We start from the raw sequence: 11,598 nt of genomic DNA on the forward strand, positions 1-11,598 counted from the left end.
TGGATGAGGTACTGCGGCCCTGGCGGGAGAAGTTCCCCCGGGTGCGGGTCGTCGACGAGGTCCGGCTGGAGAGCCCGGCCCGGGCCGTCGTACAGGCCGCGACCGACAGCGATCTGCTCATGGTCGGACGCCGGGAGCACCCGCCCGCGCCGGTTCCCCGCCTGGGTCCCGTGGTGCAGGCGGCGGTGCACCACGCGGACTGTCCGGTCGCCGTGGTCCCCCACGAATGACCGGGACGCGGCATGGGCGGGACGGATGACCATCCGCGGAACATGCCAAGGCAGGTGTGCCGGCCGCCTACCCGGAGGTGCCGGTCTCCGCCGAACTGCTCCCCGAGACGGCCGTCGAGGCCCTGTCGGCCCAGGGCGCGGCCTCCGAGATGTTGGTGCTCGGTTCACACGGGCGCGCCGCCATGGGCGGCTTTCTGCCCCACCAACCGGCCGGCCGTGGGCCCACGCGCCTTCGTCGCCGGTGTCACTCTGGCTCGCCGGCGTCTGGGCGCGGGAGACCGGCCGCCCATGGCAGTCCATGATGTTCCTGGTCTCGGTGCCACCCAGCTCGGTGTCGCGCTGGGCTCCCGCGCCCGCCCGGGCGGCCTCGCCAATCCGTTCCTGCTGCTGGCCGTGGCCACAGCCCGGTACACAGGCGGCTCTTCCCGGGGCCGCCGCCCCGCGCCCGCTCAGCGCCCGGCCCGGCCCCTGGCTGAGTCGGGATGCCGGGGCGTGCGCGCGGACGTATGGACACCGCGCCCGAGGGGACGGTCAAGAGGCGCTGACCGGACGCCGTCCGTCACGGCCCCGCCCCGGTGGCCACGGGAAGACCTGGGGTGCTCCAGACCTCACCCGCCGCGGTGATCCCCAGAGCCTCGTGGCCGTCGAGCGCCTCGACCCAGTTACGGGCCCCGGCTCCCATGGCGAACGCGGCCGTGGCGTAGGCGTCGGTGCTGGTGAGGTGGCGGCCGGTCAGGGTGAGCGAGAGCAGGGCCGTCGCGGGCCGGCCGGTGTGCGGGTCCAGCACATGCGCGCCGCGTTCGGCCGTCCCCGAGGTGGCGACGGCCAGATCGCCTCCGGTGACCACGGCGGCCAGCTCCCCGGGGCGGGCGGGGTGGGCGATGCCGATCCGCCAGGGCGTGCCCGAGGCGGCCTCGCCACGCAACTGGATGTCGCCGCCGCCATTGACGCAGGTATTGCGCGCGCCCGCCGCGTACAGCATCTGCGAGACCCGTTCGACGGCCCAGCCCTTGACCATCCCGGAGGGGTCGAGCCGGCCGCCGGGGGCGTGGCTGAACCAGCCGCCGGTGGTGTGAGCCGCTTCCTCGCACAGCGCGAACACCTCGGCCACCTCCGGCCCGTACCGCTCCGGGACCGGCTCGCCTCGGCCCAGGCGGCTGATCACGCTGCCGGGCCGGTAGGTCGAGAAGACCTCGTCCATATGGTGCAACCAGGCCACGGCCTCCTCCAGCGCCCGGCGGACGGGCCGGGTGACCGGGTCACGGAGATCGAAGGAGAACACCGTGCCCATGGCATGCTCGACGTGACGCAGCGCGCACGCGGGGGCGGACACATCAGACACCGGCATGGTCCAGTGCGCTCTGGAGGGACCGCGTGTACCCCTCGCTGGTGTAGGTGGCGCCGGAGACCGCGTCGATGTGGGCGTTCTGGGCACTCAGCGCCTCCTGGGTCAGGCGCGGCACGGCGTCGGAGGCGATCTGCTGGGAGCGGGGGCGGTCGGACGGTGTCCGGAGCGCCTTGACGGCGGTGATCCTGCCGTGCGAGAGCGTGACGGACACCTGGACCGGTCCGTACGCGGTATGGCTCACGTCGCCGGTGTACGTGCCGGACGTGCCGCCCGAGGACGGCTTCCCGGTCGGTGCGGGGGACGAGGCTCCCGACGGGCCGGTGCCGGGCGACGGGGACGACGACGCGCCCGGCGGCCCGGCGGGTGGCGGCGACTCCGCCACGGCTGCGGCGGGGTCCTGGTGCGGTTTGAGTGACAGCAGCAGGACGATGCCCGCCACGGTCGAGACGGCGGTGACGGCGGCCTTGTGCACGGTGGGTCTCCTTCGGGTACGGCGCGGGTCGGACTCAGAGCGCGAACGACTCGTGGTGGACACGGCGGCGCGGCACCCCCGCGTCATGCAGGGCGCGCAGCGCGGCCTCCGTCATGCCCGGCGGGCCGCACAGGTAGACATCGCGTTCGGCGAGGTCGGGCACCAGGCCGCGCAGTGCCCCGGCGGTCAGCGGGGAGGAGCCGGCGGCCGGCTCGTCGACGACGTAGTGGACGATCGCCCCGCGCGCGGCGGCCACACCGTCCAGTTCGGCGCGGAGTGCCAGGTCCTCGGGGCGCCGGGCCCGGTAGACGAGGACCACCTCGCCGGGCAGCGTCTCGAAGAGGGTCCGCAGCGGGGTGATCCCGACGCCGCCGCCGAGCAGGAGGGTCTTGCGGGTGCGGCGGCGGCGTGCGGTGAAGGCGCCGTACGGGCCTTCGGCGAGCACCCGGGTGCCGGGTTGGAGATGGGCGAGGGCCGCGCTGTGGCCGCCGGACGCCTTGACGGTGATCCGCAGGTACGCGGGGTGCGGGGCGGCCGACAGGGAGTAGGGGTTGGCGGCCCACCACAGGCCGCGGGTCAGGAACCGCCACCGGAAGAACTGGCCGGGTTCGGCGCGCAGCTCCGCCAGCCTGCTGCCCGACAGGTACACCGATACGACGCCCGGAGCCTCGGGCCGGACCTCGGCGACGTACAGCCGGTGGCGCAGCGCCCGGCGGACCGGGACGGCGAACCGGTACCAGGCCAGCAGGGCCGCCGCTCCGATGTAGAGGGTGTACCAGGCCGCCTGGGCGGGGCGGTCGCCGACGAAGTCGGCCCCGTCGGAGAGCTGGTGCCCGAAGGCCAGGAAGACCGCGAGATAGGTCGCGAAGTGCAGAAAGTGCCAGGTCTCGTACGGTACGCGGCGGCGCACGGCACGCGCGGACACGATCGCGGTGAGGAGGAACAGCAGGAAGCCGATCGTGCCCTTGAGCAGGTCCGGGTAGTGGAGGACCAGGGTGGTGGTCTGGCCCACCACGCCGGTGTGCGATTCCAGCGAGTATCCCCAGATGATCAGCAGGACGTGAGCACAGGCCAGCGAGATCGTGTACCGGCCGCCCATGGCATGCCAGCGGGCCAGCCGGTCGGTGCCGATGGCGCGGTCCAGCACCGGTACGCGCGCCATCAGCAGCAGGAGGACCGCGCATGTGTAGCCGGCGAGCAGTCCGGTGATCCGCCCCGCGCCGGTCAGCCAGCCGGCGGCGCCGACGACCGAGGGGGTGTCGCTCCACCACAGCGCCAGGACGGCGGCGGCCCCGCCCCAGATCGTCAGGCGCGCGAGCACCGGGACGGGGCTGGGCGGGCGCGGTGCGGACCGGGACGGGCGGGTCAGGGCCGGGGCCGGTGGCATCGTGCTGGGCATGGCGGTCCTCTCGGTGATGTGCCAGGTCAGCGTCACCGGTGAAGCTCTGAGAACCCTCTGAACCCGGACGGAAGCGCTCGGATTCAGAGGAAACTCAGAGAAAGGGCGGGCCTCGGCACGGCGCACCGCGAGGGATGCTGGATGCATCATGGATACGCACACCACCAGCCGTTTTCTGCACAGGCCCGACGGCGCCCGGGTCCGCGTCCTCGTCGTCGACGACGAGCCCGATCTGACCGAGGTGCTGTCGGGGGCGCTGCGTTACGAGGGCTGGGAGGTCCGCACCGCCGCCGACGGCGCGTCCGCGCTGGACGCCGCGCGGGCGTTCCGCCCGGACGCTGTGGTGCTCGACTGGATGCTGCCGGACACCGACGGGCTCGCGGTGCTGCGCGCGGTGCGGGCCGGGCTGCCGGATGTGTGCGTGCTCTTTCTCACCGCGCGCGACTCGGTGGAGGACCGGATCGCAGGGCTAACCGCGGGCGGCGACGACTACGTGACCAAGCCGTTCAGCCTGGAGGAGGTGCTGGCCCGGCTGCGCGGACTGCTGCGGCGGGCCGGGATGGCGCGGGAGCCGGGCGAGGACCGGCTGGTGGTCGCGGATCTGGTGATGGACGAGCAGGCGCGGGAGGTGACCCGCGGGGGTGTGGCCGTGGAGCTGTCCCGCACCGAGTTCGAACTGCTGCGGTTCCTGATGCGCAACCCCCGGCGGGTGCTGTCCAAGGCACAGATCCTGGACCGGGTGTGGAGCTACGACTTCGGCGGCCAGGCCCATGTGGTCGAGCTGTACATCAGCTATCTGCGCAAGAAGATCGATGCGGGGAGGGCACCGCTGATCCACACCGTGCGCGGGGTCGGCTACGTGCTGAAGGCGGAGGTTTCATGAGGCGCCGGCTGCCCGGGTGGCGGCCCCGTACGCTGCGTGCCCGGCTGACCGCCGGGCTGGTGGTGCTGCTGGCGGTGGCGAGTCTGACGGTGGGGCTGACCACGGTGTTCGCCCTGGAGGGGTTCCTGGTGCGCCGGCTGGACCAGCAGTTGACGGCGGCCGGAGGCCGGTTCCCGGCCAGCCTGGAACACGGCGAGCGGCGCCCGGACGCCGACAACCGGCCCGACACCCGCGGCCAGTCGGACCGCACGTTCGGCGCCCGGCTGCTGCGGGATACGACCACCGACGCGGCGGTGGTGCGCGACCAGACGGACGCCGCCGTACCGCTGACCGGCGCCGACCGGCGGGTCCTGGCGGGGCTGCCGGTGGACGGCGACGGCCACAGCGTGCATCTGTCCGCGCTCGGCGGCTACCGCGTGGTCGCCGTCCACGGGGACGACGGCGATGTCCTGGTCACCGGGCTGCCGCTGCGTCCGGTGGAGGAGACCGTGCACCGGCTGGAGATCGTGGAGGCCGTGGTCTTCGGCAGCGCGTTGCTGGTCACCGGGGTGGCCGGGGCACTGTGGGTACGCCTGTCGCTGCGGCCGCTGCGGCGGGTGACCACGACCGCCGCCAGGGTGGCCGAGCTGCCGCTGGCCAGCGGTGAGGTGGCCATGCCGCCGCCGGTGCCGGACACCGATCCGCACACCGAGGTGGGTCGGATGGGCACCGCCCTCAACCGGATGCTCGGCCATGTCGGGGACGCGCTGGCCCGCCGGCAGGCGAGCGAGGAGCGGCTGCGGCACTTCGCCGCCGACGCCAGCCATGAACTGCGCACCCCGGTGGCTTCCGTCCGCGGCCACGCCGAGCTGGCGCTGCGCCATCCGGGTCCGGTGCCGGACGAGGTGCGGCACGCGCTGGGGCGGATCCAGGCCGAGTCGGAGCGGATGTCCACGCTCGTGGACGATCTGCTGCTGCTCGCCCGGCTCGACGCGGGCCGGCCGCTGGCCCGCCGGCCGGTCGATCTGACCCGGCTGGTGCTGGACGCGACGGGCGACGCACGCGCCGCGGGGCCGGGCCACCGCTGGACGCTGGAGCTGGCCGAGGAGCCGGTGACGGTGCTCGGCGACGAGCACCGTCTCCAGCAGGTGGTGGGCAACCTGCTGGCCAACGCCCGTACCCACACCCCGCCCGGCACCCGGGTCACGGTCAGGCTGGCACCGGTGGACGGGGACTGGGTGGAGCTCAGCGTGGCGGACGACGGGCCGGGGGTTTCCGAGGCGCTCCAGGACGAGGTGTTCGAGCGGTTCGCCCGCGCCGACCCGGGGCGGTCCCGGACCGCCGGCGGCACCGGGCTGGGGCTGGCGATCGTCCGGGCCGTCATCGCGGCGCACGGCGGCACGGTCACGCTTACCAGCGTGCCGGGCGACACCGCGTTCCACACCCGGCTTCCCCTCCGTACCGCGGCGCCCGATCCAGGCTGACCCGACGCCGCGAAGACTTCCTGGGAGCGGCCGTCACCGTGGCGGTCCGGGCCGGTGGCTCATGAGGGCCGCTCGTCCAGGGCGTAGATGTTGATCACGTCCTGGAGGGTGGGATGGTCGGGGTCCTCGGCTGTCGCGAACTGCTCGCGCTGCGAGGGAACATCACTCGCTCGTATGCGAAGAGCGCGGTCTCGATGTCGCCGGGGTGTGCGGCGAGGGCCGCACCGAGGTCGGCGCCGTCCAGCATGGCCAGGTCGGCGCCCTCGCCGTTCGGGGGGATGAGGTGGGCGGCGCGGCTCCGGCGGCTCTCGTGGCGTGCGCCCGCCACCCCGGTCAGGCGCCGATGTACTCCGCGAGATGTTCGCCGGTGAGGGTGGGGCGCTCGGCGACGAGGTCGGCGGGGGTGCCCTCGAAGACGATCCGGCCACCGTCGTGACCGGCGCCGGGGCCGAGGTCGATGATCCAGTCGGCGTGTGCCATGACCGCCTGGTGGTGCTCGATGACGATGACCGACTTGCCGGAGTCGACGAGCCGGTCGAGCAGGCCGAGCAGTTGCTCGACGTCGGCGAGGTGCAGACCGGTGGTCGGCTCGTCGAGGATGTAGACGCCGCCCTTGTCGGCCATGTGGACGGCCAGCTTGAGCCGCTGCCGCTCGCCGCCGGAGAGGGTGGTGAGCGGCTGGCCGAGGGTGAGGTAGCCGAGTCCGACGTCCGACATCCGCTGGAGGATCCTGTGGGCCGCCGGTGTGCGCGCCTCACCGCTGCCGAAGAACTCCTCGGCCTCGGCCACCGACATCGCGAGCACCTCGCTGATGTCACGGCCGCCGAGGTGGTACTCCAGCACCGAAGCCTCGAACCGCTTGCCCTCGCACTCCTCGCAGGTGGTGGCGGCGCTCTGCATGATCGCCAGGTCGGTGTAGATGACACCGGCGCCGTTGCAGGTGGGGCAGGCGCCCTCGGAGTTGGCGCTGAACATCGCCGGCTTGACGCCGTTGACCTTCGCGAACGCCTTGCGGATCGGGTCGAGCAGCCCGGTGTACGTCGCCGGGTTGCTCCGGCGCGAGCCGCGGATCGGGGTCTGGTCCACCGAGACCACACCCTCCGGGGCCGGGATGGAACCGTGGAGGAGTGAGCTCTTGCCGGAGCCGGCGACGCCGGTGACGACGCAGAGCACGCCGAGCGGGATGTCGACGTCGACGTTCCGCAGGTTGTTCGCCGTCGCGCCGCGGATCTCCAGGGTGCCGGTGGCCTTGCGGACCGTCTCCTTGAGCCCGGCCCGGTCGTCGAGATGGCGGCCGGTGACGGTCTCGCTCGCCCGCAGCCCCTCGACGGTGCCCTCGAAGCAGACGGTGCCGCCCGCCGTACCGGCGCCGGGGCCGAGGTCCACGACATGGTCGGCGATGGCGATGGTCTCCGGCTTGTGCTCCACCACCAGCACCGTGTTGCCCTTGTCCCGCAGCCGCAGCAGCAGGTCGTTCATCCGCTGGATGTCATGCGGGTGCAGGCCGATGGTGGGCTCGTCGAAGACGTAGGTGACATCGGTGAGCGAGGAGCCGAGGTGGCGGATCATCTTGATGCGCTGCGCCTCGCCGCCGGAGAGCGTGCCCGAGGCCCGGTCGAGCGAGAGGTAGCCGAGGCCGATCTCCACGAACGAGTCGAGGGTGTGTCGCACCTTGGCGAGCAGCGGCGCCACCGACGGCTCGTCCAGTCCGCGGACCCATTCGGCCAGATCGCGGATCTCCATCGCACATGCCTCGGCGATGTTGATCTTGCCGATCCGGCAGGAACGGGCCAGCTCGCTGAGCCGGCTGCCGCCGCATTCGGAACACTCGGCGAAGGTGACCGCCCGGTCCACGAACGCCCGGATATGCGGCTGCATCGACTCGCGGTCCTTGGCGAGGAACGACTTCTGGATCTTCGGAATCAGCCCCTCGTAGGTGAGGTTGACCCCGTTGATCTTCACCTTGGTGGGCTCGCGGTAGAGGAAGTCGTGCCGCTCCTTCTTGGTGTACTCCCGGATCGGCTTGTCCTTGTCGAAGAAGCCCGACTCGGTGATGACCCGCACGACCCAGCCGCCACCGGTATAGGTGGGGATGGTGAACGGGTCCTCGGCGAGCGACTTGGAGTCGTCGTAGAGCTGGCTGAGGTCGATGTCGGAGACCGAGCCCCGGCCCTCGCAGTGGGTGCACATGCCGCCGGTGCGGCTGAAGCTCACCGTCTCGGTCCTGGTCTTCTCGGCACCGCGGTCGACCGTGAACCCGCCCCTCGCCGAGACCGAGGCCACATTGAAGGAGAACGCGCCGGGCGGGCCGATATGCGGCTCGCCGAGCCGGCTGAAGAGGATGCGGAGCATCGCGTTGGCGTCGGTGGCGGTGCCGACGGTGGAGCGGGGGTCGGATCCCATCCGCTGCTGGTCGACGATGATCGCGCTGGTCAGCCCGTCGAGTACATCCACCTCGGGCCGCGCCAGGGTCGGCATGAAGCCCTGCACGAAGGTGCTGTAGGTCTCGTTGATCAGCCGCTGCGACTCCGCGGCGATCGTGGTGAAAACCAGTGAGCTCTTGCCCGAGCCGGAGACGCCGGTGAACACCGTCAGCCGGCGCTTCGGGATCTCGATGCTGACGTCCTTGAGGTTGTTCTCGCGCGCGCCGTGCACCCGGATCAGATCATGGCTGTCGGCGGCGTGAGGCACAGGCGACCGCTGGTCCGTGTCCGTGGCCATGCTCATCGTGTCTCCATCTGTTCGGGCGGGGCCGCCTTCGCGATCTCCAGCGGTGTCGCCTGGCTCGATCCGACCAGGTTCGAACAATACGTCCGGTTCCCAGGTCGTGGCTGCCGGGGCCGCCGCCATGACGCTAGCCGCACCCGCGTGACCGGGGCTTCTCCATTCCTGACCGGTCCGGCCGGCGGTTTCTCCCGGCCGGTCGGACCTCAGGTCCTCATCCCCGGCCCCCGGCGCTGTGGGAAACTGAACCGGTGAAACGGCAGGATCTCGATGACCTCGTCCGGTTGCGGCGGGCCCGTGACCGGATGGACCGCGACTACGCCGAGCCGCTCGACGTCCCGGCGCTGGCGCATGGCGCCCTGATGTCGCCGGGCCACTTCTCCCGCAGCTTCCGCGCCGCCTTCGGCGAGACGCCGTACAGCTACCTGATGACCCGGCGCATCGAGCGGGCCAAGGCGCTGCTGCGGCGTGGCGACCTCACGGTGACCGAGGTCTGCGTCGCGGTCGGCTGTACCTCGCTCGGTTCGTTCAGCTCGCGCTTCACACAACTGGTCGGCGAGAGCCCGAGCAGCTATCGGGCCCGGAGCCACGACCACGGCGCCGCCATCCCGGCCTGCATTGCCAAGATCCACACGCGGCCGGTCAGGAACGGAGAAGCGAGCCCCGCCGCCCGGCCGTAGCGTGAGCCCCATGGACATCACACTCTCCAGTTGCTTCATCGCCGTCGACGACCACGACAAGGCGCTCACCTTCTACCGCGATGCCCTCGGCCTCGAGGTCCGCAACGACGTCGGGTTCGAGGGAATGCGCTGGGTGACCGTAGGGGCGCCCTCGCAGCCGGACGTCAACATCGTCCTGGAACCGCCGCTCGCCGACCCCAACGCCTCGCCCGAGGACAGACAGGTCATGGCGGAGCTGATGGCCAAGGGCCTGCTGCGCGGTGTCATCTTCGGGACGGACGACTGCGACGCCACCTTCGAGCGCGTCAGCGCCGCGGGCGGCGAGGTGCTACAGGAGCCCATGGACCAGCCTTACGGCGTCCGCGACTGCGCGTTCCGCGACCCCTCCGGCAATATGCTGCGCTTCACCCAGCCCCTGAAGAAGTGAGCCCTTCAGGGGGTCCCGCCCAGGGGTCCGGCGCCGCCTGCGGGGTGTCCGGCCGACCACGCGGCGGAGCCGCATAGGAAGCAGCCCGCCGCAGGCGTCACGATCCGCCGGACACCTCCTAGGCTGGCCGTCGGGAGGTGGTGGCCATGGCGGCGGCCATACGGCAGGGCGGATCGGACGCCGACCCGGGGCTCTACGGCCCCAGGTCGGTCACCTGGCAGATGCACGGCGACCCGGTGATGTGGATCGCCGGGGTGCGTGCCCTGTACCTCCAGGCCCTGCATCCGCTCGCGGTGCGCGGCGTCACCCAGAACTCCGACTTCCGCAAGGACGCCTGGGGAAGGCTGCTGCGCACCGCGCGGTTCGTCGCCACCATCACCTACGGCACCACCGAGGCCGCCGAGCGGGCGGGCGCCAAGGTGCGGGGCATTCACCGCAGGCTCTCCCTCACCGACCCCGGCACCGGCGTCCGGTACGGCGTCGACGAGCCCGAGCTGCTGCTGTGGGTGCACTGCGCCGAGATCGACTCGTACCTCCATGTGATGCGGCGCTCCGGCTATCCGCTCACCGACGCCCAGGCGGACGCCTATGTCGCCGAGAACGTGGTGTCCGCCCGGCTGGTCGGCCTCGACCCCGCCGGCGTACCGGCCGATACGGCGGCGCTCACCGCGTACTTCACCAAGGTGCGCCCCCAACTCGCCAACACCCCCGAGGCCCGCGAGGTGGACGCCTTTCTGCGGCGGCCCCCGGTCCATGCCCTGCTCGTCCCGGCGCGAGAGGCGATCTGGGGGCGCTTCGCGGCGCTCGCCTACGGGGCCCTGCCCCCGTACGCCCACGAACTGTACGGGCGCCCCGCACCCCCGCCCCCCGTGGTCACCCGCCGATTGCGGGCGATGGGCACGGCGCTGCGCTGCATCCCGCCCACCGCCCGCTGGCAACTGCCGCCGAAGCACATCATGCGGGCGGTCGAGCGGCTCGGGCCGGGCAGCCGCCCCTCGCCCTACAAACTGCGAAGAAACGCGGCCATACTGGACAGCGGGGATGCGACGGGGGCTCGGCCGTACGCGGCCGGTCTCCACGGGGGCGGCGGAAGCTGACTTCCGCCAAGGCAGGGGGAGCATGGCGGACATCGGACTGATCCAGGGCCGGTACCGGCTGCTGGACCGGATCGGGCGCGGGGGAATGGGCGAGGTGTGGCGGGCGCGCGATGAGTCGCTCGGCCGGCGCGTCGCCGTCAAATGCCTCAAACCGCTGGGGTCGCGGCACGACCCCTCGTTCACCGGTGTGGTGCGGGAGCGCTTCCGCCGGGAGGCGCGGGTGGCCGCCGCGCTTCAGCATCGCGGGGTCACGGTGGTGCATGACTTCGGCGAGTACGAGGGCGCGCTGTACCTGGTCATGGAGCTGCTGGAGGGCCGTAACCTCAGCGAGCTGCTGAAGGACAACGAGCGCCGCCCGCTGCCGGTCCCCGAGGTGCTGGACATCGCGGAGCAGGTCGCCGCGGCCCTCGCCTACACCCATGACCAGGGCGTGGTGCACCGCGATCTGAAGCCGGCCAACATCATGCGGCTCACCGACGGCACCGTGAAGCTCTGCGACTTCGGCATCGCCCGCCTCGGCCATGACGTCGGCTTCACCTCCCGGCTCACCGGCACCGGCGTCGCCATGGGCACCCCGCACTACATGTCGCCCGAGCAGATCGCGGGCGGCCCGGTCGACCATCGCAGCGATCTGTACTCCCTGGGCTGTGTGCTCTATGAACTGGCCACGGGGGCGCCGCCGTTCGCCCTCGACGACGCCTGGGCGGTCCTCGTCGGCCACCGCCACACGCCGCCCGCCCCGCCGCGCGGCCACCGGCCCGAACTCCCCGAGCGGTTCGAGCGGGCCGTCCTCGATCTGCTGGCCAAGACCCCGGAGGGCCGTCCACACGACGCCGCCGAGCTCGCGCGGCGGATCGCCCCGGCCCGCGCGTCCC

Annotated in this window: 11 protein-coding genes and 1 pseudogene; 7 read left to right on the forward strand and 5 right to left on the reverse strand. The window is 72.4% G+C overall.

Translation table 11 applies throughout. The features are described 5' to 3' along the window. Positions 1-230, forward strand: a 230-nt coding sequence (locus tag KN815_RS39910) for a universal stress protein (RefSeq protein ID WP_216346694.1), incomplete at its 5' end; no start/stop codon positions are given. Positions 231-789: 559 nt separating this feature from the next. Here KN815_RS39910 and KN815_RS39915 read toward each other — a convergent pair. The 3 genes from KN815_RS39915 to KN815_RS39925 are packed head-to-tail and all read right to left on the reverse strand — an operon-like array spanning position 790 to position 3,449. Then, positions 790-1,578 (reverse strand): FAD:protein FMN transferase, encoded by a 789-nt coding sequence (locus tag KN815_RS39915; RefSeq protein ID WP_372458600.1) that lies wholly within the window; start codon positions 1,576-1,578, stop codon positions 790-792. Continuing rightward, positions 1,565-2,050, reverse strand: a complete 486-nt coding sequence (locus KN815_RS39920; protein ID WP_253209536.1) for an FMN-binding protein — start codon at positions 2,048-2,050, stop codon at positions 1,565-1,567. Before KN815_RS39920 ends, KN815_RS39915 begins: the two co-directional genes overlap by 14 nt. Before the next feature lie 34 nt (positions 2,051-2,084). After that, positions 2,085-3,449 (reverse strand): ferredoxin reductase family protein, encoded by a 1,365-nt coding sequence (locus tag KN815_RS39925; RefSeq protein ID WP_216346703.1) that lies wholly within the window; start codon positions 3,447-3,449, stop codon positions 2,085-2,087. Positions 3,450-3,597: 148 nt separating this feature from the next. Between KN815_RS39925 and KN815_RS39930 the strand changes: the two genes are divergently transcribed. Both KN815_RS39930 and KN815_RS39935 read left to right on the forward strand, forming a co-directional pair. Further along, entirely contained in the window at positions 3,598-4,332 is a 735-nt protein-coding gene (locus KN815_RS39930; protein ID WP_253209537.1) for a response regulator transcription factor, read from the forward strand. Beyond that, complete coding sequence (locus KN815_RS39935) at positions 4,329-5,795, forward strand: sensor histidine kinase (RefSeq protein WP_216346696.1); 1,467 nt, start codon at positions 4,329-4,331, stop codon at positions 5,793-5,795. Before KN815_RS39930 ends, KN815_RS39935 begins: the two co-directional genes overlap by 4 nt. Before the next feature lie 94 nt (positions 5,796-5,889). Here KN815_RS39935 and KN815_RS39940 read toward each other — a convergent pair. Together KN815_RS39940 and KN815_RS39945 are read right to left on the reverse strand one after the other, a co-directional pair. After that, positions 5,890-6,087: pseudogene (locus KN815_RS39940) on the reverse strand (FAD-dependent monooxygenase); the annotation flags it as partial. Positions 6,088-6,128: 41 nt separating this feature from the next. Next, positions 6,129-8,522, reverse strand: coding sequence for an ATP-binding cassette domain-containing protein (locus KN815_RS39945; RefSeq protein WP_216346697.1), 2,394 nt, complete (start codon positions 8,520-8,522; stop codon positions 6,129-6,131). 248 nt (positions 8,523-8,770) lie between these two features. Between KN815_RS39945 and KN815_RS39950 the strand changes: the two genes are divergently transcribed. From KN815_RS39950 to KN815_RS39965, 4 genes are all read left to right on the forward strand, one after another. Next, a complete protein-coding gene (locus KN815_RS39950; RefSeq protein WP_216346698.1) occupies positions 8,771-9,199 on the forward strand; it encodes a helix-turn-helix transcriptional regulator in 429 nt (142 codons plus the stop codon). 10 nt (positions 9,200-9,209) lie between these two features. Next, a complete protein-coding gene (locus KN815_RS39955; protein WP_216346699.1) occupies positions 9,210-9,626 on the forward strand; it encodes a VOC family protein in 417 nt (138 codons plus the stop codon). Between the two features lie 146 nt (positions 9,627-9,772). After that, positions 9,773-10,723, forward strand: a complete 951-nt coding sequence (locus KN815_RS39960; protein ID WP_216346700.1) for an oxygenase MpaB family protein — start codon at positions 9,773-9,775, stop codon at positions 10,721-10,723. 22 nt (positions 10,724-10,745) lie between these two features. Next, a partial coding sequence (locus KN815_RS39965; RefSeq protein WP_216346701.1) for a serine/threonine-protein kinase occupies positions 10,746-11,598 on the forward strand: 853 nt, incomplete at its 3' end.

The organism is Streptomyces niphimycinicus (genome assembly GCF_018883605.1).
GTDB lineage: Bacteria > Actinomycetota > Actinomycetes > Streptomycetales > Streptomycetaceae > Streptomyces > Streptomyces niphimycinicus.

Bases quoted from the DNA above. Each gene is read 5' to 3' on its own strand.
- KN815_RS39915 (WP_372458600.1), bottom strand. From the start codon at position 1,578: ATGCCGGTGTCTGATGTGTCCGCCCCCGCGTGCGCGCTGCGTCACGTC.
- KN815_RS39925 (WP_216346703.1), bottom strand. From the start codon at position 3,449: ATGCCCAGCACGATGCCACCGGCCCCGGCCCTGACCCGCCCGTCCCGG.
- KN815_RS39930 (WP_253209537.1), top strand. From the start codon at position 3,598: ATGGATACGCACACCACCAGCCGTTTTCTGCACAGGCCCGACGGCGCC.
- KN815_RS39935 (WP_216346696.1), top strand. From the start codon at position 4,329: ATGAGGCGCCGGCTGCCCGGGTGGCGGCCCCGTACGCTGCGTGCCCGG.
- KN815_RS39945 (WP_216346697.1), bottom strand. From the start codon at position 8,522: ATGAGCATGGCCACGGACACGGACCAGCGGTCGCCTGTGCCTCACGCC.
- KN815_RS39955 (WP_216346699.1), top strand. From the start codon at position 9,210: ATGGACATCACACTCTCCAGTTGCTTCATCGCCGTCGACGACCACGAC.
- KN815_RS39960 (WP_216346700.1), top strand. From the start codon at position 9,773: ATGGCGGCGGCCATACGGCAGGGCGGATCGGACGCCGACCCGGGGCTC.